Below are 20,696 nucleotides of genomic sequence, written 5' to 3'. Positions count from 1 at the left end.
GGAAAGTCAGCGTGCGGTCTTCAGCCGGCCGCGCTGGGTGTCGCGGTTGCGTTCGAAGACCAGCCGCAGCCCCTGCAGCGTCAGGTGCTGGTCGTAGTTGGCGACGGTGTGCAGCTCGGACAGCAGCAGCGGCGCGGTGTGGCCGGTCGCGACGACCACCACGTCGTCGCCGGAAAAGCCGTCCACGTCCTCGCGGATGCGCCCCACCAGGCCGTCGACCAATCCCGCGAAGCCGAACACCGCGCCCGCCTGCATGCATTCGACGGTGTTCTTCCCGACCACCGACCGCGGCCGGGACAGCTCGACCCGGCGCAGCGCGGCCGAGCGGGCCGCGGCGGCATCCGAGGAGACCTGTATCCCGGGCGCGATGGCGCCGCCGAGAAACTCACCCTTGGCCGATACCACGTCCACGCAGATCGACGATCCGAAGTCAACGACGATGCAGGGCTTACCGAATTTGTTAAAGGCCGCCAGGCAGTTGACGATCCGGTCGGCGCCCACTTCTTTCGGATTGTCGACCAGCAGTGGGATACCGGTCCGCACGCCGGGCTCGATCAGCACGTGTAGCACCGACGGCCAGTACTGGTCGAGCATGACCCGCACCTCGTGCAGCACCGACGGAACGGTGGACAGCGCCGCGGCCCCGGTGAGTTGCTCGGAGTCGTCGCCGATCAGGCCGTCGATGGTCAGGGCCAGTTCGTCCGCGGTGACCTCGGACTCGGTGCGGATCCGCCACTGCTGCACGACTTTTGCGTGCTCTTTGGCGCCGGACAGCAGCCCGACGACGGTGTGCGTGTTCCGGACGTCGATCGCCAGCAACACGGCTATCGCGCGCCCATCCGGGGGTTGAGCAACTCGGCCGCATCGTCGGGCACGAATGCCGGATCACTACCCAGGTCGATCTGCTTGTTGCCGGCGTCGACGAAGACGATGCGCGGTTGGTAGGCGCGCGCCTCGGCGTCCTCCATCGTCCCGTAGGCGATCAGGATCACCAGGTCGCCTGGATGCACGAGATGTGCTGCCGCACCGTTGATTCCGATGATGCCGGTGCCACGCTCGCCGGTGATCGCGTAGGTGACGAGGCGGGCCCCGTTGTCGATGTCCACGATGGTCACCTGCTCGCCCTCGAGCAGGTCGGCCGCGTCCATCAGGTCCGCGTCGATCGTCACCGAGCCGACGTAGTGCAGGTCAGCCTGTGTGACGGTGGCGCGGTGGATCTTCGATTTGAGCATCGTCCGAAACATCAGTTCCTCCAAGGTGATTGCGGTAACTCGTCCGGCCCATCGGTGCCGGCGATCGCGATGTTGTCCAACAGTCTGGTGCTGCCCAGCCGAGCAGCGACGAGCAGGCGTCCGGGCCTGCCGGACCGCAGCGGCCCGAGGTCTGCGCCACGCAACTCCAGGTAGTCGACCTCGATCTGAGGCACGGCGGCGAGCACAGCACGTGCCGCGTCGAGCGTGGCCTGTGCGCCGGCCGGGGCGGCGTGGGCGCCGGCCACCAGCGCGGCCGACAGGGTCGTCGCCAATTCGCGTTGAGCGGAGTCTAGGTAGCGGTTGCGCGACGACATCGCCAGCCCGTCGGACTCCCGCACGGTCGGCACGCCGATCACCTCGACGTCGAAGTTCAGGTCGGCGGTCATCTGCCGGATCATGACCAGCTGCTGATAGTCCTTCTCGCCGAAGAAGATCCGGTCGGGACGCACGATCTGCAGCAGCTTGCACACGACGGTCAGCACGCCGGCGAAATGTGTTGGCCGAGGGCCGCCCTCGAGTTCGGCGGCCAGCGGACCGGGCTGCACGGTGGTGCGCAGACCGTCCGGGTACATCGCCGCGGCGTTCGGCGCGAACACGATCTCGACGCCTTCGCCGCGCAGCAGTGCCAGGTCGTCGTCGAGCGTGCGCGGGTAGGCGTCAAGGTCTTCTCCGGCGCCGAATTGCAACGGATTCACGAAGATCGAAACCGCGACCACCGAGCCGGGTACCCGCTTAGCGGCGCGGACCAGGGCCAGATGCCCGTCGTGCAGCGCGCCCATCGTCGGCACCAGCATCACCCGGCGGCCGGTGTGGCGCAGCGCACGGCTGACGTTCGACACATCGCCGGGCGCCGGGTAGACATTCAGTTCGCCCCGCTTGAAGGCCGGTGGCCGGGCCGTCGTCGCGTTCATCCCGCCAGCACCTCGACGACGGCCTTGGGAGCGTGTGCGCGCTGTGCGGTCCGCAGGGCGTTGACCCGATAGGCCTGGGCCAGCTCGGGGTCGACCTGCGCCAGCGCGCGCAGATGGTCGGCGACCGCGGCGGCGTCGCCGCGGGCAACCGGACCGGTGAGCGCGGCCTGTCCGCGCTGCAGCGTGTTCTCCAGCGCGGCCCGGGCCAGCGGCCCGACGATGCGTTCGGCAAGGCCACCGGGCTGTTCGTCGACGGTTTGCTGCCCGAGCAGTTCGCTGCCCCGCAGTGCGGCCCGCAACGCGTCGAGCGCGTCGGCGAGCACCGCGACGATGTGGTTACCCGCATGGGCCAGGGCGGCGTGGTACAGGATGCGGGCTTCCTCGCGGACGCAGAACGGCTCGCCGCCCATCTCCAGCACCAGCGACTGCCCGATCGCATACCCGACATCGTCGGCCGCGGTGATGCCGAAGCAGGTGTCCGCCAGCCGGCTGATGTCCTCGTCGGAGCCGGTGAACGTCATCGCCGGGTGAATCGCCAGCGGTATGCAGCCGTGCTGCGTGAGCGGCTCCAGAATGCCGATCCCGTTGGCTCCCGACGTGTGCAGCACGATCGTGCCGGGCCGTACCGACGAGGTGGCCGCCAGCCCGGAGACCAGGCCGGCGAGTTCGCTGTCGGGCACCGCCAACACCAGCAGCTCGGCGGCGGCAGCCACGTCCGGCGGTGCGGCCACGGTGGTATCGGGCAGCCGATGAGCCGCCCGCTGGCGCGACGCATGGGAGATGGCGCTGCACGCCACCACGACGTGCTCAGCGCGCTCCAGCGCGACACCCAGGGCGGTACCCACCCGGCCAGCCGAAATGATCCCTACCTTGAGCCTGGCCGGGCGCAAACCGTCGAACTGCTTCATCGCAGACGACCTCACAATGTTGATTCGTTCGTTCCAGTCCCAGGTGCTGGGTACCGGACGGTCACTAAGACTGTAATCGATCTGCGACGCAGTCCCAATGTGAGGAAGCTCCCAGCTCAGCCTTCCCGGCGACGACGCCGGCCACCGCCGGATGGCTGCACCTGCAGCCGGGCCAGCAGGTCGGCGACCGACTGACCACCGGTTTGCGCGGCGTCGCCGCCGTCCACCCTCTCGTCCGCGCCGAGGTGCCGGGGAGCCGGCTCCAGGTGCGGCCCGGGAGCCAGTCGTGGCGGCGGTGACGCCGCGTCGTGCGGTGCCTGTCTGGGGTGCGGCGGCGGTGCGGTCGCGGCGGCAGGGGGCGGCGGCGCACCGGGCTCGTTCGTCGAGATGAAGTTCCGGACGCTGTAGTCGCGGTACTCCGCGGAGTGGCGCGAGCGCGCCCGACGGCCGGATTCACCCGGCGGCACCGACGGTTCGTTCTCCACGGGCGGGCCGTCGAACTGCTCCTCGGGGTCGGCATGCCGGCGCCGGCGCCGGCCCGACGGCGCGGCAGCGGGCGCGTCGGCATCGGCGCCCGCCCAGGTGCTGCCCTGGGTGCCCGGCGGCAGCCAGAGCCCGTCCGCGTTGACCGGCTGCCAGTCCGGGCGCACCGATCCCGGCTGCGGCCCCGGGGGCGGTACCGGCTGCTGGCTCGACTGCCAGGGCGCAGGCTCGAATCGCTGGTCGGCCTGCGCCGCGGCGGGCATCGGCGGGGTCGGATACGGGACGTCCTGCGGCGGAACGTACGGCGGGGCCTCGGGGTATTGCACCTGCTGCGGCGGCGGGTAGGACGCCTCTTGCTGGCCTTCGTACTGGAACCGGACCCGCTCCCGCGAGCGGGGCGGGAGCAGCGGTTCTTCGGGCACGTCGATGATCGCGGACTCGTCGGTGCGGGGTTCGGACGAACTGACCGAGCTGCCCTCGCGGACCGAGGTGACGCGGTCGCTGGTCACCCAATCGGCCCCCGAGCTCTCGCCATTGCGGTCCCAGTCGCTGTAAGCGCGGGCGGGCGGCGTATCGGTCTCGAGGGTCTCCAGCGCGGGCCGCTGCTCGAGATCGGTGTCGAACAGGATTTCCAGGCTGGTCCGCAACGACGCCACTTCGGCGCGCAGCGCGGCCAGATCGTCGGCGGCCTGGGCGCGTATCTCGGAGGCCAGCTCGCGACGCAGCTGGGACTCGACGGTCAGCTCGTATTCGCGCCGGGCCGAGATCTCCCGGTCCAGTTGCAAGTCGTAGACCAACTTCAGGTCGCGCACCCGCGACTGATCGGCATCGCTTTGCCGGCGGTACAGCACCGACACGAAGGCGCCGGCGACTGCGGCCCACAGCGCCAGGATCACAGCGAGCTTGAGAAGTTCCACGCGATTGGTGAAAACCAGTGCGGAACTGGCCCCTATTGCGAGGACCAGCAACGCCGTCAAGAGCACCCACCCCGGCCTGCGGCCGCCGCGCCGGACCCGGGCGCCGCGGGACAGAACGGTCATGGCCTGACAATACCTGTGCGACGTCACTGAGCGTGTCGCACGACTCCGGCGATTCTCACCTGGGTTAATTCGCTGATCAATCGCAGTTAATTGGCCCGTAGGGTGTGGCCGGCCCGAGTGGTGGTCCGCAACCTTGCCGGGCGCCTAGCTTTCCGCTCCCTCGGCGTGGTCGGTGGGATCCGGCGGGGACTTGCAGCAAGCCTGCAGCCACAGCGCGGCGACCAACAGCGCCAGCGCGCTGACGGCGGCCACCACCGTTCCGGTGGTGTCCTCCGCGGCGACCCGCAGCCACGATCGGCGCGGCAGGAAAAACACCAGGATGCCGATCCACCAACCCAGGACCAGGGCACCCACCCAGGCCGACGCCTTGGCGACCATCAGGCCGCGGGCCACCGCGAGCGGGTGCAACCGGCCGGGTCCGTCACCGATTTCCCCGTCGTTGATCTTGGCCCGCACGTAACGCGCCCACAGCGCCTCGGCGACGGCGACCGCGAGCAACGACAGACCGGTCCACACCGTGATCGGCGGAAACCACCGGAACAGCCCCTTGACCAGCAAATACCCCAGAAACGCAGCACCGACCACCGCGGCCGTCAGGTCACGTTTCCGGGTCGGCCCCATCAGGTCTTCGATTCCGGCTCGAGCGTCAGCCCGGACAACCGCACGCTCTCCCGATCGGCCGCCTCCAGCTCGGTCACCAGACGGGCGACGGGCTGTGGCCCCCCGGGCAACGTCAGCTGGGCGTCCGGGTCGATGTCCAGCCACGGGATCATGACGAACGCCCGCAGATGGGCCAGCGGGTGCGGCAACGTCAGATTGTTCTCGACGGAGGTGATCTCGGTCTCGTCGTAGCAGGCGATCAGGTCCACGTCCAGGGTGCGCGGGCCCCAGCGCTCGCCGCGAATCCGCCCCGCGGCCTGCTCGAACTCCTGCGCGCGGCGCAGCCAGCCCTGCCCGTCGAGGGCCGGGTCGTCGGCGATCAGCACCGCGTTGAGGAACGGCCCCTGCTCCACGCGCCCCCACGGGACCGTCTCGTACACGGGTGAGACCGCGAGCAACGCGTCGCCGAGCCCGTCGACGACCGACTGCAGCCGCGCCAGCCGGTCCCCGAGGTTGGAGCCGATGGACAGTACGACGCGCGTCATCACACGCCGCCCGCGGGAATCACCGAACCGCGCCCGCCGCGCCGCGACCGCCGGATCACCACCGCTACGTCGGCGAACTGCTGCTCGATCGGGGCATGCGGTTTGTGCACCGTGACCTCGACGGCGTGCACGCGCTCGTCGTCCATCACGAAGTCGGCGATCTCGGCGCCCACCGTTTCGATCAGGTTCCGGGCGGGGCCCGCGACGATCGCGGCGGCCCGCTCGGCCAGGGCAACGTAGTCGTGGGTGTCGGCCAAGTCGTCGCTGGCGGCGGCGTCGACCAGATCGATCCACGCCACGATGTCGACGACGAACTCCTGCCCATTGATCCGCTCGAATTCGTAGACTCCGTGGCGGCCGTGAACTGTCAAGCCGCGCAACTCGATTCGGTCAGCCATCGTTTTCAGTCCGCTCCGTCTGCGTCCAGGCGCCGACGACCTTGAGGGCGTCGACCGAGGCCCGCACATCGTGCACTCGCACACCCCAGGCCCCGTGGAGGGCGGCCAGCGCGGAAATCACCGCGGTCGCCGTCTCGCGTCCGTCGGGCGGTCGCGGCGACCCATCCGATCCGGCCAACAGCGTACCGAGGAACCGTTTACGCGAGGCACCCAGGAGTACCGGCACCCCGGTGGACACCAGCTCGGGCAAGGCATGCAACAACGCCCAATTGTGTTGCCCCGTCTTGGCGAATCCGAGCCCGGGGTCGATGATCAGCTTCGCTGGATCGACACCGGCGGCCATCGCGTCGTCGACGCTGGCCAGCAATTCCGAACGCACCTCGGCCACCACGTCGCGGTAGTGCGGGGCCTGGTGCGGATGCTCGGACGACACCGATCGCCAATGCATCAACACCCACCGCACCCCGGCCTCGGCCACCACCGGCGCCATCGCGGGATCGGCCCGTCCGCCGGACACGTCGTTGACGATCCGCGCGCCGTTCTCCAACGCCGCACGGGCGACTTCCGCGTGCATGGTGTCGATGCTTACCGTAATACCCTGCGCCACAAGTTCTTTGACGACAGGAACGACGCGGGAACTCTCGATCCGAGGATCGATCCGGGTGGCACCGGGCCGGGTCGACTCCCCCCCGACGTCGACGATTCCCGCGCCTTCGGCCGCCAATGCCACGCCGTGCGCGACGGCGTTGTCGATACTGAGGTAGCGCCCGCCATCTGAGAAGGAGTCGTCAGTGACGTTCACAACCCCGACGACCTGCACAGGCGACGAACTCACTTACGCAGGATGAGGTCGAGCGCTTCGGCTCGTGAGGCAGCATCGGTTTTGAATTGCCCGCGCACCGCCGAGGTCGTGGTGGTGGCTCCGGGCTTACGCACCCCGCGCATCGCCATGCACAAGTGCTCGGCCTCAACCACCACGATCACCCCGCGCGGGTCGAGCCGATTCACCAGGGCATCGGCGATCTGGCTGGTGAGCCGCTCCTGAACCTGCGGCCGCTTGGCGTAAAGGTCAACCAGCCGCGCGATTTTCGACAACCCGGTCACCCTGCCGTCCTGGCCGGGGATGTAGCCGACGTGAGCTACGCCGTGGAACGACACCAGGTGATGCTCGCAGGTGGAGTACAGCGGGATTTCCTTGACGATCACCAACTCGTCGTGCTCTTCGTCGAACATGGTGTTGAGCACGTCGGCGGGGTCGGTGTAGAGCCCGGAGAAGATTTCCCGGTATGCGCGAGCGACGCGGGCGGGAGTGTCCCGCAACCCTTCTCGCTCCGGGTCTTCGCCGATCGCGTACAACAGCTCGCGGACCGCCGCCTCCGCACGTGGCTGGTCGAACGCCCGTGCGCCATTGGACGCGGCGCGGGTATCCGGCAGCACCATCGAATTCTCCGTTCGTCAGCCCCGGGCCGGCGGGTTGGGCCGGCTTACGTCTTCATCCGGTTGGTCAGGCGATTTTCCCGGATCTGGACTGGGCTGCGCAGGCGGGGGGTAGGGCGGATAGGGCGGGTACGACGGCTGCCCCTGGCCCCGACTCTGCTGGCCCGGATAACTCGGGGCCGGCTGGGGCCAATAGGGCTGCGGCGGAGGCGGATACCAGTGACCCTGGGGTTGTTGCTGCTGCGGTGGCGGCGGCCATCCGGGCGCATACCAGCCGGCCGGAGCACCGTAGTCCGGCTGGGTGGGACGGGGCGCCGAGCCGTCGCGATCACCTGCGCCCTGACCACCATGAGAACCGTTGGGGCCGTGGGCTTTTCTGTCGGCCTCCGCGCGCGCGGCCTCGGCGGCCTGGCTGGCGGCCGCGATCGCGGCTTTGAAAGCCGGCTCGGGAACCGGCTGGGGCCAAGGCTCGCCGCGCTCGATCGCCAGCTCGCCGGGCGTCTTGATCGGCGGCTTGTCCGACGGGATGCGGCCGCCGAAATCGTCGAACACCGTGAGCCGGGGCCGCTTTTCGACGTCGCCGAAGATCGCCTGCAACTCGGCTCGGTGCAGGGTTTCTTTTTCCAGCAGCTCGCCGGCCAATGTGTCGAGCACATCGCGGTATTCGGTAAGGATCTCCCACGCTTCGGTGTGCGCGGCCTCGATCAGCTTGCGGACCTCGTCGTCGATGTCGCGCGCGACCTCGTGGGAGTAGTCGGCCTGGTTGCCCATGGTCCGGCCCAGGAAGGGGTCGCCGTGTTCGGTGCCGTATTTGACGGCGCCGAGTTTGGAACTCATGCCGTACTCGGTGACCATCGCCCGCGCGATCTTGGTGGCCTGCTCGATGTCGGAGACCGCGCCGGTGGTCGGCTCGCGGAAGACCAGCTCCTCGGCGGCGCGCCCACCCATCGCGAACACCAGCTGGGCAATCATCTCCGAACGGGTCCGCAGCCCCTTATCGTCCTCGGGCACCGCGACCGCGTGCCCGCCGGTCCGTCCCCGGGCCAGGATCGTCACCTTGTAGACCGGGTCGATGTCGGGCATCGCCCAGGCGGCCAGCGTGTGCCCGCCTTCGTGGTAGGCGGTGATCTTCTTTTCGTGCTCGCTGATGATCCGGCCCTTGCGGCGCGGGCCACCGATCACCCGATCCACCGCCTCCTCGAGGGCGGGGCCGGTGATCACGGTGCCGTTTTCCCGGGCGGTCAACAGTGCGGCCTCGTTGATGACGTTGGCCAAATCCGCACCGGTCATGCCGACGGTGCGCTTGGCCAGCCCTTCGAGGTCGGCGTCGGGAGCGACCGGCTTGCCCTTCGAGTGCACGGCCAGCACCGCACGCCGGCCCGCCAGGTCGGGATTGGACACCGGGATCTGCCGGTCGAAGCGGCCCGGGCGCAGCAGCGCCGGGTCCAGGATGTCGGGCCGGTTGGTCGCGGCGATCAGGATGACGCCGGCGCGCTCGCCGAAGCCGTCCATCTCGACCAGCAACTGGTTCAGCGTCTGCTCGCGCTCGTCGTGGCCACCACCGAGCCCGGCGCCACGCTGGCGGCCCACCGCGTCGATCTCGTCGACGAAGATGATGCACGGGGTGTTCTGCTTGGCCTGCTCGAACAGGTCGCGCACTCGCGAGGCACCGACACCGACGAACATCTCGACGAAATCGGAACCCGAGATGGTGAAGAACGGCACCCCGGCCTCACCGGCCACCGCGCGGGCCAGCAACGTCTTTCCGGTTCCCGGCGGCCCGTAGAGCAGCACGCCCTTGGGGATCTTGGCGCCCAGCGCCTGGTACCGCGCCGGGTTCTGCAGGAAGTCCTTGATCTCGTAGAGCTCCTCGACCGCCTCGTCGACGCCGGCAACGTCGGCGAACGTGGTCTTCGGCATGTCCTTGGAGAGCTGCTTGGCGCGCGATTTGCCGAAGCCGAAACCCATCCGGGCGCCGCCCTGCATGCGCGAGAACATCACGAACAGCCCGACCAGCAACAGCAGCGGCAGCACGTAGACCAGCAGCTCGCCCAGGATGCTGCCTTCGTTGACGACGGTGCTGACCTTGGCGTTCTTCGCGTTCAGGGCGTTGAACAGATCGACGGCATAGCCGTTGGGGTATTTGGTGATGACCTTGTCGGAGTTGTCGGTGTCGTTGTTGCCCTTCTTCAGGGTCAACCGCACTTGCTGCTCACGGTCATCGATCTGCGCGCTCTTGACGTTGTCGCCGCTGATCTGGGACATCGCCACCGAAGTGTCGACGGGCTTGTATCCGCGGGTGTCATCGCTGAAATAGAAGAACGACCAGCCGAGCAGCACTACGACAGCGATCGCCGTGACGATGCGAATCACGTTTTTCCGGTTCATCAATCATCGGCCGTTTCGGCCAGGTCCTTCCCCGATACACGCAGCTGGAAAAGTTCAGGCTACCGCTATACCAACGAGGGGCGGTTCCCGATAGGACCTAGAGCACCGCAAATTGAGTTCGGGGACGCCTCGGGTTGGGAGAAGCCACACTGGACTGACACCGCACAGCCATGATCACGCTGACGGCTACGCGACTACTCGTAATAGCGGGCTTCGATCACGTTGCCGTCCGGATCGGAGAAGTAGTAAATGTGCGGCGCCCATCCCCGGGCTCCGTAGCTGCGGTCGAGCCGGGCGCTGGTGTCCACTCCCGCGGCCTGCAGCCGCCGATCCAACGCCTCGTATTCCGACTTCGAGAGCGCCAGGCAGACATGGTTGACCGGGTGTCCGGCACTACCCGCGACCTTGGTCATCGCGTCGGTGGCATCGATGCCGGCTATCGGCATCAGGTCAATGATCGAGTCCTCGCACACCCGCACGCTCGGAAACGGCGCCTCGGCCGCCTCGAACTCGTCGAACCGCACCGGCGTCAGCCCGATCACCTTCGTATAGAAGTCCATCGACACCTGAACATTTTTCGTCCACAACACGATGTGGTCCAGCCGCCTCACGCCTATAAGACAACCAGACCCGCCGCTAAGTGAACGGCCATTTCAACCTCGCTGAATACTTCTCAGGCCAGAGGGGTTGTGATTTGGTGTGTTGGTGCCCATATCAACCGAACGGTTAGTCGAGACCAACGGAGTGCGACTGCGAGTCGTCGAAGCCGGCGACCGCGGCGCGCCGGTGGTGGTCTTGGCGCACGGCTTTCCCGAATTGGCCTATTCCTGGCGACACCAGATTCCGGCGCTCGCGGCGGCGGGTTATCACGTGCTGGCTCCCGACCAGCGTGGGTACGGCGGCTCCTCTCGCCCCGAGGAGATCGACGCCTACAACATCCGCGAGCTGACGACCGACATCGTCGGCCTGCTCGACGACGTCGGCGCCGAGCGCGCCGTCTGGGTCGGCCACGACTGGGGCGCCCCGGTGGTGTGGCATGCGCCGCTGCTGCATCCGGACCGCGTCGCCGCCGTCGCCGCCCTCAGCGTGCCCGCGACGCCCCGATCGCAGGTGGCGCCGACGCAGGCCTGGCGCAACACATTCGGCGAGAATTTCTTCTACATCCTGTATTTCCAGGAGCCCGGCGTCGCCGACGCCGAACTCAACGGTGATCCCGCCCGCGCGATCCGCCGGTTGATGGGCGGCTTGCGGACAGACGGTGACCAGGCCGCGGGGATGCGGATGGTGGCACCCGGTCCGGAAGGCTTCATCGATCGCCTGCCCGAACCCGATGCGCTGCCGGACTGGATAAGCCAGGACGAACTCGACCACTACATCGCCGAGTTTTCCCGCACCGGATTTACCGGCGGCCTGAACTGGTATCGCAATTTCGACCGCAACTGGGAGATCACCGCCGACCTCGCCGACGCGAAGATCTCGGTGCCGTGCTTGTTCATCGGTGGCACAGCCGATCCCGTTCTCGCCTTCACCCGCGCCGACCGCGCCGCCGAGATCGTCTCCGGGCCGTACCGCCAGGTGATGCTCGAGGGCGCCGGACACTGGCTACAACAGGAACGACCCGACGAGGTCAACACCGTATTGCTGGAATTTCTCAACGGATTGGAGCTGCGGTGAACGCACCGCTTCGTTTCGGCGACTTTATCACACCATTTCACCCGATCGGCCAATCCCCAACGATCGCACTGGAATACGACATGGAACGTGTCGTTGCGCTGGATCGCCTGGGGTTCGACGAAGCCTGGTTCGGCGAGCACCACTCCGGTGGCTACGAGTTGATCGCCTGCCCGGAGGTGTTCATCGCGGCCGCCGCGGAACGGACCAAGCACATCCGGCTGGGCACCGGCGTGGTCTCGCTCCCCTACCACCATCCGCTGATGGTGGCGGACCGCTGGGTGCTGCTGGACCACTTGACGCGCGGCCGCGTGATGTTCGGCACCGGCCCCGGTGCGCTGCCGTCGGACGCCTACATGATGGGCATCGACCCGGTCGATCAGCGGCACATGATGCAGGAGTCGCTCGAAGCGATCCTGGCGCTGTTCCGCGCCGGGCCCACCGAGCGCATCGACCGCCACACCGACTGGTTCACGTTGCGCGACGCGCAGCTGCACATCCGCCCGTACACCTGGCCCTATCCGGAAATCTCCACGGCGGCAATGATTTCGCCGTCCGGGCCACGGCTGGCAGGCGCGCTGGGCACGTCATTGCTGTCGCTGTCGATGTCGGTGCCCGGCGGTTTCGCCGCGCTGGAGACGACGTGGGACGTGGTGCGCGAGCAGGCCGCCAAAGTCGGGCGCGACGAACCGAATCGGGCCGACTGGCGGGTGCTGTCCATCATGCACATCGCCGACAGCCGCGAGCAGGCGATCAATGACTGTACGTACGGGCTACAGGATTTCGCCAACTACTTCGGAGCAGCGGGATTCGTCCCGCTGGCCAACACCGTGGAGGGCACGCAGACACCCTATGAGTTCGTCGAAGACTATGCGGCCAAAGGGAATTGCTGCATCGGCACGCCTGACGATGCGATCGCACACATCGAGGACCTGCTGGAACGGTCGGGCGGCTTCGGGACGCTGTTGCTGCTGGGTCACGACTGGGCCTCCCCCGAAGCGACTTACCACTCCTATGACCTGATGGCCCGCAAGGTGATTCCCCACTTCAAGGGTCAGCTGGCGGCATCGCGCGCCTCACACGACTGGGCCAAAGTCCATCGCGATCAATTGATCGGCCGCGCCGGTGAGGCCGTCGTGAAAGCCATCACCGAGCATGTCGGCGAGCACGAAGGCGCGACGAACTGATGCGCGCCTCGGTACTGCGCGACGGCCGGATGGTCTATCGAGACGACGTTGCAGACCCGGTGCCCGAATCCGGCCAGGTGCTGGTGGCCATCCGGGCCTGCGGAATCTGCGGCTCCGACTTGCATTTCGCCGCACACGGCCAGCACGTGCTGGAGATGACCGAGCAGGTCGCGCGCGGCGCCGGCGGCATGAACGTTGACCTCAAGCACGACATATTCATGGGCCACGAATTCAGTGCCGAGGTGCTCGAGGCCGGGCCCGACACCGAAACCCATCCGGCCGGAACCATCGTCACCTCGATCCCGGTGCTGTTGTCCGCCAAGGGCGCGGAACCGATCGTCTACAGCAACAACACCATCGGCGGCTACGCCGAACGGATGTTGCTCTCGGCGCTGCTGCTGCTGCCCGTCCCCAACGGGCTGGACTTCAAACACGCCGCGCTGACCGAGCCGATGGCGGTGGGGCTGCATGCCGTCAACAAGTCGAACATCGAGCGCGGCGAGACCGCCCTGGTGCTGGGCTGCGGCCCAATCGGAATCGCGATCATAGGATCCCTTCGCGCACGCGGCGTGGAAAACATTGTGGCATCTGATTTTTCGCCGAAGCGCCGGGAGCTGGCGAAGGCCATGGGCGCCCACCAGACGCTGGATGCCGCGCAGGGTTCGCCGTTCGACACGGTCAAACCGGCTGTGGTGTTCGAGGCGATCGGAGTGCCCGGAATCATCGACGACGTGCTCTTGCGAGCGCGCCCGGGCACCCGGCTGATCGTTGCCGGAGTGTGCATGGAGGCAGACACCTTCCACCCATTCTTCGCGATTGCCAAAGAGATCAACGTGCAATTCTGTTTGGCCTACGGCCCCGAGGAATTCGCCGAGTCGCTGCGCTCGCTGGCCGACGGCGAGATCGACGTCAGCCCGTTGATCACCGGCGAGGTGGGCCTGGACGGAGTCGGCGCGGCCTTCGACGACCTTGCCGACCCCGAGCGGCACTGCAAGATTCTCGTTACGCCCTAGACGCGCCGGCGCACCAGGGCGCCGCGCAGTCTTGTCGGACCGTGTAGCTACGATCGAATGTATGTTCGATACTATTGCCGACCCGGCCGCTTTGGTCGCGGTTGTCGAATCCACGCATCGGCAGGAGTCGACGCTGATTGCGCGGCGGCTGGAAGCGGTCGCGGCCTTGCTGCGGCACCGACTGGCCACGACTGAGCAGGCCGAAGCTCGACACGGGTACGCGGTGATCGACGGGTTCGAGCAGACCTCGGCCGAGGTGGCCGCCGCGATGAACCTGTCCCCCATGGCGGCCAGCTACCTGGTGTCGGATGCCGATGCGTTGCACACCAGATTGCCCCGGATCGCGGCTTTGCTGGCCGAGGGGCGAACCGATTGGCGCACCGTGCAATTGATCATCAGGCGCACCGATCTGGTCACCGACGCCGAGCTGATTGTCCGGCTTGACCGGTCGCTGGCTACTCGCATCGGAAACTGGCACAGCTGGTCGAGGCAGCGCATCATCAACGCCGTCGATGCCACGGTCCGCGCCGTCGATCCAGACGCCGCCCGTGAGCGCCGTACTGCCGCCGAAGACGAGCGACACATCGGCATCAATGCCCTCGAGAACGGGATGGCCGAGGTCTACGGCACGGTCGCCGCCGCGGCCGCGGCGAGCTTTGATCGCCGGCTCTCCGAGCTTGCCAAGGACGTGTGTCCGGCCGACCCGCGGACCTTCGATCAACGCCGCGCTGATGCACTGGCCGCGCTGACCCAAGGCCATCACCTCTGGTGCGCGTGCGGACAATCTGATTGCCCCGCCAGAGCGAGCACCGGAGTCCCCGAATGCTATCGGGGCCGGGCACAGGTGGTGATCAACGTGGTAGCCAGCGAGCAAACCGTCATGGCCAACGGCACGCAGCCCGGCTACCTGGAAGGGTATGGCGTCATTGACGCGGAGCAGGTCCGTGAATTGGCGGCCGCCGCCGCACTGCTCGTCGCTGACCCAGTCACCAGTCCGGGGGAAGCGCTGCGTTATCAACCATCGGCGGCGCTCGAACGAGCGATCCGCTGCCGGGATCTCACCTGCCGCTTTCCCGGATGCAGCCGGCCTGCCAGTGTTTGCGACATCGACCACACAGTCCCGTTCAGCCATGAGAATCCGGCGTCCGGCGGACCGACCACGGTGGTGAACCTCAAATGCCTTTGCCGCCAACATCATCGACTCAAGACTTTCGGTGCATGGTCCGATGTTCAACTGACCGACGGGACCGTCATCTGGACATCGCCCACCGGGCGCAGTTACCGAACCAGCCCTGCCGGCGCTGACCTCTTTCCGCAGCAAAGCGGGCCCGCATGTGTTGCACCGGTGCACCGCAGACGGAGCCGATCCAAAGAGCGGAGTTCACGAATCACCCAGGCACGCTTACACAATCGAAAGCAGCGCCCCATCAACGATGCTCAGCGAGAACTCGCGCAGGCCAAAAGGCAGGAAATCGCCGCTCGACAATTTCGAAATCACGCGCGCGGCATGCTTTTTGCCTTCAAGGGGGCGCCGAGTACCAGCCCCTTCTGTACTTGGATCAATGATCCCCGAGAGCCGGAAGAACTGCCCGCGGACTGGACTCCTGACGTCCCGGCGTCGCCACCCCTGCCCGACGACCCGCCCTTCTGAGAACGCCCTAGGACCTGGGCGTTCGCATCACCCCCCTGCCGGGGGGTGAGCGATGACCATGGGCTTGAAACCGTATCGGGGAGGAGCAAAGTGGGCCGCAGCCGCGCGCCCCGCCCCGGTACCCATCAGCGGCATCCCACCGACCGCGTTGGTCGCGGGCTGTGCCGCCGCGGCGGCACCGAGACCGTTGACCGTCACGACGGCGGGGTTTGCCACCGGGGTGACAGACCCCCACGAAGCCGGAACCGACAAGCCGCCAACGGATCCCGCTTTGCCCACGGCTCCCATCGCATTGCCGAGAGCACCCGAAAGCGCATGCGGTACCGACTCGACGGCCCGCGCCGCGCCCTCCGCGGCGTGGGCGGCACCCTCGGTGGCAGCCTTGGCGGCCTGGGGCGCGAAACCCTGGGCCAGACCTTGGACGTCCTTGAACGCGGTGGTGAAAAGCCTTGTCGGCGAAATCAATCGGATGAATGCGTCGAACGGCGAGCTGGCATCCAAAACCTGCGACCCCGTCAGACCCTCGAAGAGATCGCCCAGCGGTCCACTGAGCTGAATCCCATCTCCTTCGGCGTTCATGCCGATTCCACCGGAGGATAGCCAGGGCGGGGCGGCAAGCTGATTGTTCGACGACCCGGACAGCGCCGACAGGGTCTGGGGCACCGCGTTGAGCGTCTGCGCATTGGTGCCCGCGTTGGTTCCCGCCGCTTGCGCGACCGCCGCGGCCTGGCCGGCGGTCCCGGCGGCGTTGGTAGCGGGGGCCGCCGGTTGGGGCGCCGGCAACGTCGCCGCCGCGGACGACGCACCCGCGTAGCCGTACATCGCGGCCGCGTCTTGCGCCCACATCTCGCCGTACTGCGTCTCGGTGGCCGCGATTGCCGCAGTGTTCTGACCGAGGAAGTTCGTCGCCAGCAACTCCATCAGCAACACGCGGTTCGCCGCGACCACCGGCGGGGGCACCGTTTCGGCGAACGCCGCCTCGAAGGCACCCGCGGCCGCCGCGGCCTGCGCGCCGGCCAGTTCCGCCTGCCCGGCCGTGCTCTGCAGCCACGCCACTTGCGGCACGGCTGCGGCCAGCATCGACGCGGCCGACGGACCCTCCCAGGGGCCGTCGGTAAGGCCGGCAATCAGCGACCCATAGACGGCCGCCGCGGCATACAGCTCGGCGGCCAACACATCCCAGGCCGCCGCGGCGGCCAGCAGGGGTCCCGAGCCGGGCCCCGAATACATCAGCGTGGAGTTGATCTCCGGCGGCAACTGCGCGAAATCCAACATGTCCTCGCCTAACCGACCGCGGTGGCGTTGGCGATCTCGGTGGCGGCATACGAGCCGGCGCTGATGCCGAGCGTGGCCACTAACTGCTCTCGGACCACCGCCGCCTCGGCGCTGATCGCCTGAAAGCGCTGCGCGTGCGAAACAAACTGTGCCGCAGTCAATACCGACACGATATCGGCGGCGGCGGGGGCCACTCCCGTCGTCGGTGTTGCAGCAGCTGAACTCCCCTCCCGCACTGCCTCATTCACGCTGTGCAGCTCAGCGGCGACCGCATGCAGCACTTCAGGCTGTGCCCTTACGAAAGACATGATTCCTCCTCAAAATAGCTTCGATTCAACAACTTTCAGCGCCCGGCGGCTTTCGATACTCGAGACTTTCAGTACCCGATCGCGGGCTCCCCAATCAGACGACTGGACACGTTAGATGCGCCACGCCGAGTAATGACAGTCCAAGACTGGCCAATTCATTGCCGAGTCGAAAACTGTTCATATTCAAGGCCTGAGCTGCTGCGACTTTTGTTTTCTCCATGAAAAAGTCTGCAAACAAATATGATTGGAGAGATATATGAGTTTTCCGTGGCTCCCCCAGTGGGAGTTATGCTTCGCGCACGAAAGCCGGTCGGCTGCTGGGCCGCGTTAGGGAATCGCCCCCCCCCGGCCCGAGCTCCCGTCGTAGGCCTGCGCCACCGGCTAACTGCTGGTTATGCTGGATAAAGCAGCTAATCCGCGAATGCGACGGGACGAAGCCAATGCCGACGCACAATTCTTGTGCGGGTTGACCGCCGTGACTGAAGGATCTGCCCTGGCACAGTTTCTGCGTGCCCGCCGAAGTCTGGTCCAGCCCACCGACGTGGGTTTGCCGGCCGGCGGGCGCCGCAGAGTCGCCGGGCTGCGTCGCGAAGAAGTAGCAATGCTCGCCAGCATCAGCACCGACTACTACCTGCGGCTCGAGCAGGGCCGGGAAGACCATCCGTCGGACCAGGTCCTCAATGCCATCAGCCGCGCCCTGTTACTGGACGACGATGCGGTCGCCTACATGCGAAACCTGATGCGCCATCAGTCCACCGATGGTCATATCGAGCCGTTGCAGGAGCTACATCCCGCACTCGGCACCCTGCTTGACGGATGGCCGCTGGCCGCGGCATGTGTGATGAATCCGGGCATGACCGTCGTCGTCGCGAACAGCCTTGCGACGGCGCTCACACCGCACTTGGGGGTCGGGGCCAACACCATGCGGGAACTGTTTCTCGCTCCGGACTCGCCGGACTTTTACCGCAACTGGAAGTTGCTGACCGCGTGGTCGGTCCGCTTGATTCGCGCGGCATACGGTCAACGTCCCGACCCCGCGCTGATCCGCCTGGTCGACGAGTTGATCGAGCACAGCCCCCGGTTTCGTCGGCTGTGGGAGCGCCACGATGTCAAACACAAACCTGCCGGCGGGCTGGAAGTCAACCACCCTCGGGTGGGCGCGCTTCATCTGAACTTCCAGCAGATGGCATTGCCGGCCACCGGTCACGTGCTGGTGGTCTACTGGGCCGATCCCGGTTCTCCGTCGGAAGCCGGCCTTCGCCGGCTGGGCGCCGGCTGAACCTGGGAGTCGGGCAACCAGGAACCACGCGTCCTGGTTACCCGTCGTTTGCTGCCGCAGTATTCGTGAGATGAGCCAGAACGCATGCCAGATCGGTGGGCCCTGGGCGCCAAGGGAGAACTCACCGCGCCTTGACCGGGCCTTCATCCAAGACCCGCACGCCCTGTATCGCCGGCTGCGCGCGCAGGGCCCGGCGCACCGCGTCACGATCTGGGGCGAGGCGCAAGCCTGGCTGGTCGCCCGGTACGACGAGGCGCGGGAACTGTTGGCCGACCCGCGGCTGAGCAAGAATTGGCAGGGCCTGACGGAGTTCTTTCCAGGGGACACCCATGACCCGTACCGGTCGCTACTCAACAGCCATATGTTGCTTCAGGATCCGCCCGACCACACCCGGCTGCGCAAACTGCTCACCAAGGCGTTCACGGCCGGCAGCGTGCGAAAGATGCGGCCCGACATCGTCGGCATCGCCGACGCGTTACTCGATCGGGTCGCGGTCGCCGCGCAAGGCGATGCCGCGGTGGATCTGATGCCGTCGTACGCGGTTCGGCTGCCGTTGGCGGTCATCGGCAACTTACTGGGCGTGCCGGCGGAGGATCGCGACCGCTTTCGCGTGCACGTCGAACCATTGCTCACCACCAGCGACCCCCACAAATTGGCGGCGGCCGAGAACGCGTTGATCGACCTGTTGACCGCGTTGATCGCCCACAAGCGCGCACAGCCCGCCGACGACCTGCTCAGCGCATTGGTGCACGCGTCCGACGTCGACGACAAACTGTCCTCAGACGAGCTGCTTTCGACCGCGTACCTGTTGATCGTGGCCGGCTACGAAACCACGGTGAACCTGATCGGCAACGGGGTACTCGCGTTGTTGCACAACCCATCTCAACTCGCCGCCTTGCGTACCGACCCGTCGCTGATGCCCGCCGCGATCGAAGAGTTCTTACGGTTCGAGAGTCCGCTCAACACGGCCACCATGCGATTCACCGCCGAGGCGGTACGGGTCGGTGATGTCGAGATACCCGCGGGCCAACTCGTGTTGATCGCCCTGCTCGGCGCCAATCACGACAGCCGGCAGTTCGACGACCCGGACCGCCTCGACGTGAGCAGAGCCCCCAACCCGCACCTGGCCTTCGGGCACGGCATTCACCACTGCCTCGGAGCGCCGCTGGCACGCCTCGAAGGCGAGATCGCGATCAGCCGGCTGCTAACCCGTTTTGAACGGATCACATTGGATGACAACATCATTCTGCAATACCGGCACAGCACATTGATGCGCGGACTGACCGCGCTTCCCGTTCGTCTGCGCGAATACCGATGAACGAGAACAAAAGCCAAACCGGCACAATCCAACTGCTGGGGGTGATGACAGGATTGATGGTGGCACCGGTCATCACGCCGGCTCTGATATGGGCCACGATCGCGGCGAATCTTCCGCTGGCGCTAGTGATCGTGCAGCTGTTGGCAATGGCAGTGTTTTCAAACTGGCTTTCCCGCAAAGCGATTGGCGATCACGCGACGATCGAAGGCGCCCGCGACGACCAGACGATGGGCGACCCCTGGAGCAATGATCCGTCAAACGGCTAGGGTTGCCAGGCATGGCGATCGAAAAGCGTGCCCCGGGTTGTATCCGCGCCTCGATTGCCGTGGCTGCGGTCGGCTTGGCCCTGACCACGGTGTCGGCGTGTGATTCCCACAACGCGGCACCACCGGGAGCGAATCCTCGCCAGGTCACCGTGGTGGGATCGGGCCAAGTGCAAGGCGTCCCGGACACGTTGACTGCCGACGTCGGCATCGAATTCAACGCACCCGACGTCACCTCGGCGATGAACCAGACCAACGACCGCCAGCAAGCGGTCATCAATGCGCTCGTCGGTGCCGGCATCGACCGCAAAGACATCAGCACCACCCAGGTGACACTGCAGCCGCAATACGGAGGTCCCGAGCCCGGCGGCACCGCCACGATCACCGGCTACCGCGCCACCAACGCCATCCAGGTCAAGATCCACCCGACCGACGCCGCGTCACGCATGCTCGCGCTGATCGTCAGCACCGGCGGTGACGCCACCCGGATCACTTCGGTCAGCTTCTCGATCGCCGATGACTCGCAGCTGGTCAAGGACGCGCGGGCGCGGGCCTTCAACGACGCCAAGAATCGCGCCGACCAGTACGCGCAGCTATCCGGACTGCGGCTGGGCAAGGTGTTGTCCATCTCGGAGTCGACCGGCGGCTCGGTCACCGCCGGGGCGCCGCAGTCACCGCCCAAAGCCATGGCCGTCCCGGTACCGCTGGAGCCGGGTCAGCAGACGGTGAGCTTCTCGGTGACCGCGGCGTGGGAGCTGGACTAGCTCG

Annotated in this window: 22 protein-coding genes; 8 read left to right on the top strand and 14 right to left on the bottom strand. The window is 67.0% G+C overall.

The window, feature by feature from the left end; all coding sequences use genetic code 11:
• Positions 1-6 precede the first annotated feature (6 nt).
• The 12 genes from LMQ14_RS02370 to LMQ14_RS02315 form a co-directional block, all read right to left on the bottom strand.
• Positions 7-822 carry a type III pantothenate kinase gene (locus LMQ14_RS02370; protein WP_267733256.1) on the bottom strand — a complete coding sequence of 272 codons (816 nt, stop codon included), beginning with the start codon at positions 820-822 and terminating at the stop codon, positions 7-9.
• A 2-nt stretch (positions 823-824) separates the two neighbouring features.
• Positions 825-1,244, bottom strand: coding sequence for an aspartate 1-decarboxylase (gene panD, locus LMQ14_RS02365; protein ID WP_267733255.1), 420 nt, complete (start codon positions 1,242-1,244; stop codon positions 825-827).
• Positions 1,244-2,164: a pantoate--beta-alanine ligase gene (gene panC, locus LMQ14_RS02360; protein ID WP_267733254.1), complete on the bottom strand. Its 921-nt coding sequence runs from the start codon at positions 2,162-2,164 to the stop codon at positions 1,244-1,246. The genes panD and panC overlap by 1 nt, the downstream gene beginning before the upstream one ends.
• Positions 2,161-3,072 carry a Rossmann-like and DUF2520 domain-containing protein gene (locus LMQ14_RS02355; RefSeq protein ID WP_267733253.1) on the bottom strand — a complete coding sequence of 304 codons (912 nt, stop codon included), beginning with the start codon at positions 3,070-3,072 and terminating at the stop codon, positions 2,161-2,163. The genes panC and LMQ14_RS02355 overlap by 4 nt, the downstream gene beginning before the upstream one ends.
• A gap of 116 nt (positions 3,073-3,188) precedes the next feature.
• The gene (locus tag LMQ14_RS02350) at positions 3,189-4,595 is read right to left on the bottom strand and encodes a DUF6779 domain-containing protein (RefSeq protein ID WP_267733252.1); all 1,407 of its coding nucleotides are present in this window, start codon (positions 4,593-4,595) and stop codon (positions 3,189-3,191) included.
• Between the two features lie 144 nt (positions 4,596-4,739).
• Positions 4,740-5,216 carry a DUF3180 domain-containing protein gene (locus tag LMQ14_RS02345; protein WP_267733251.1) on the bottom strand — a complete coding sequence of 159 codons (477 nt, stop codon included), beginning with the start codon at positions 5,214-5,216 and terminating at the stop codon, positions 4,740-4,742.
• Positions 5,216-5,740: a 2-amino-4-hydroxy-6-hydroxymethyldihydropteridine diphosphokinase gene (folK, locus tag LMQ14_RS02340; RefSeq protein ID WP_267733250.1), complete on the bottom strand. Its 525-nt coding sequence runs from the start codon at positions 5,738-5,740 to the stop codon at positions 5,216-5,218. Before folK ends, LMQ14_RS02345 begins: the two co-directional genes overlap by 1 nt.
• On the bottom strand, positions 5,740-6,138 hold the full coding sequence (gene folB, locus LMQ14_RS02335) for a dihydroneopterin aldolase (protein ID WP_267733249.1): 399 nt from the start codon (positions 6,136-6,138) through the stop codon (positions 5,740-5,742). The genes folK and folB overlap by 1 nt, the downstream gene beginning before the upstream one ends.
• The gene (gene folP, locus LMQ14_RS02330; protein WP_267733248.1) at positions 6,131-6,973 is read right to left on the bottom strand and encodes a dihydropteroate synthase; all 843 of its coding nucleotides are present in this window, start codon (positions 6,971-6,973) and stop codon (positions 6,131-6,133) included. The genes folB and folP overlap by 8 nt, the downstream gene beginning before the upstream one ends.
• Complete coding sequence (folE, locus tag LMQ14_RS02325; RefSeq protein WP_267733247.1) at positions 6,970-7,578, bottom strand: GTP cyclohydrolase I FolE; 609 nt, start codon at positions 7,576-7,578, stop codon at positions 6,970-6,972. The genes folP and folE overlap by 4 nt, the downstream gene beginning before the upstream one ends.
• A gap of 15 nt (positions 7,579-7,593) precedes the next feature.
• Positions 7,594-9,963, bottom strand: coding sequence for an ATP-dependent zinc metalloprotease FtsH (ftsH, locus tag LMQ14_RS02320; protein WP_267733246.1), 2,370 nt, complete (start codon positions 9,961-9,963; stop codon positions 7,594-7,596).
• A 194-nt stretch (positions 9,964-10,157) separates the two neighbouring features.
• A complete protein-coding gene (locus tag LMQ14_RS02315; protein ID WP_267735314.1) occupies positions 10,158-10,523 on the bottom strand; it encodes a VOC family protein in 366 nt (121 codons plus the stop codon).
• A 145-nt stretch (positions 10,524-10,668) separates the two neighbouring features.
• Between LMQ14_RS02315 and LMQ14_RS02310 the strand changes: the two genes are divergently transcribed.
• The 4 genes from LMQ14_RS02310 to LMQ14_RS02295 all read left to right on the top strand — a co-directional run bounded on the left by LMQ14_RS02310 (position 10,669) and on the right by LMQ14_RS02295 (position 15,485).
• The gene (locus tag LMQ14_RS02310; RefSeq protein WP_267733245.1) at positions 10,669-11,637 is read left to right on the top strand and encodes an alpha/beta fold hydrolase; all 969 of its coding nucleotides are present in this window, start codon (positions 10,669-10,671) and stop codon (positions 11,635-11,637) included.
• On the top strand, positions 11,634-12,821 hold the full coding sequence (locus LMQ14_RS02305; RefSeq protein WP_267733244.1) for an LLM class flavin-dependent oxidoreductase: 1,188 nt from the start codon (positions 11,634-11,636) through the stop codon (positions 12,819-12,821). The genes LMQ14_RS02310 and LMQ14_RS02305 overlap by 4 nt, the downstream gene beginning before the upstream one ends.
• Positions 12,821-13,834, top strand: coding sequence for a zinc-binding dehydrogenase (locus LMQ14_RS02300; RefSeq protein ID WP_267733243.1), 1,014 nt, complete (start codon positions 12,821-12,823; stop codon positions 13,832-13,834). Before LMQ14_RS02305 ends, LMQ14_RS02300 begins: the two co-directional genes overlap by 1 nt.
• Positions 13,835-13,895: 61 nt before the next feature.
• A complete protein-coding gene (locus LMQ14_RS02295) occupies positions 13,896-15,485 on the top strand; it encodes an HNH endonuclease signature motif containing protein (RefSeq protein ID WP_267735313.1) in 1,590 nt (529 codons plus the stop codon).
• Positions 15,486-15,512: 27 nt separating this feature from the next.
• Here the strand turns inward: LMQ14_RS02295 and LMQ14_RS02290 are convergent, their stop codons facing one another.
• The gene (locus LMQ14_RS02290) at positions 15,513-16,760 is read right to left on the bottom strand and encodes a PPE family protein (protein ID WP_267733242.1); all 1,248 of its coding nucleotides are present in this window, start codon (positions 16,758-16,760) and stop codon (positions 15,513-15,515) included.
• A gap of 8 nt (positions 16,761-16,768) precedes the next feature.
• The gene (locus tag LMQ14_RS02285; RefSeq protein ID WP_267733241.1) at positions 16,769-17,068 is read right to left on the bottom strand and encodes a PE family protein; all 300 of its coding nucleotides are present in this window, start codon (positions 17,066-17,068) and stop codon (positions 16,769-16,771) included.
• Positions 17,069-17,534: 466 nt separating this feature from the next.
• Between LMQ14_RS02285 and LMQ14_RS02280 the strand changes: the two genes are divergently transcribed.
• From LMQ14_RS02280 to LMQ14_RS02265, 4 genes are all read left to right on the top strand, one after another.
• Positions 17,535-18,347 (top strand): helix-turn-helix transcriptional regulator, encoded by an 813-nt coding sequence (locus tag LMQ14_RS02280; RefSeq protein ID WP_420714652.1) that lies wholly within the window; start codon positions 17,535-17,537, stop codon positions 18,345-18,347.
• Between the two features lie 70 nt (positions 18,348-18,417).
• Complete coding sequence (locus LMQ14_RS02275; protein ID WP_267733239.1) at positions 18,418-19,665, top strand: cytochrome P450 family protein; 1,248 nt, start codon at positions 18,418-18,420, stop codon at positions 19,663-19,665.
• Positions 19,662-19,931 carry a hypothetical protein gene (locus LMQ14_RS02270; RefSeq protein ID WP_267733238.1) on the top strand — a complete coding sequence of 90 codons (270 nt, stop codon included), beginning with the start codon at positions 19,662-19,664 and terminating at the stop codon, positions 19,929-19,931. The genes LMQ14_RS02275 and LMQ14_RS02270 overlap by 4 nt, the downstream gene beginning before the upstream one ends.
• Before the next feature lie 11 nt (positions 19,932-19,942).
• Entirely contained in the window at positions 19,943-20,692 is a 750-nt protein-coding gene (locus tag LMQ14_RS02265) for an SIMPL domain-containing protein (RefSeq protein ID WP_267733237.1), read from the top strand.
• Positions 20,693-20,696: the final 4 nt, after the last annotated feature.

It is taken from the genome of Mycobacterium sp. Aquia_213, from assembly GCF_026625985.1.
Lineage (GTDB): Bacteria > Actinomycetota > Actinomycetes > Mycobacteriales > Mycobacteriaceae > Mycobacterium.
This window is presented reverse-complemented; position numbering and strand designations above follow the sequence as displayed.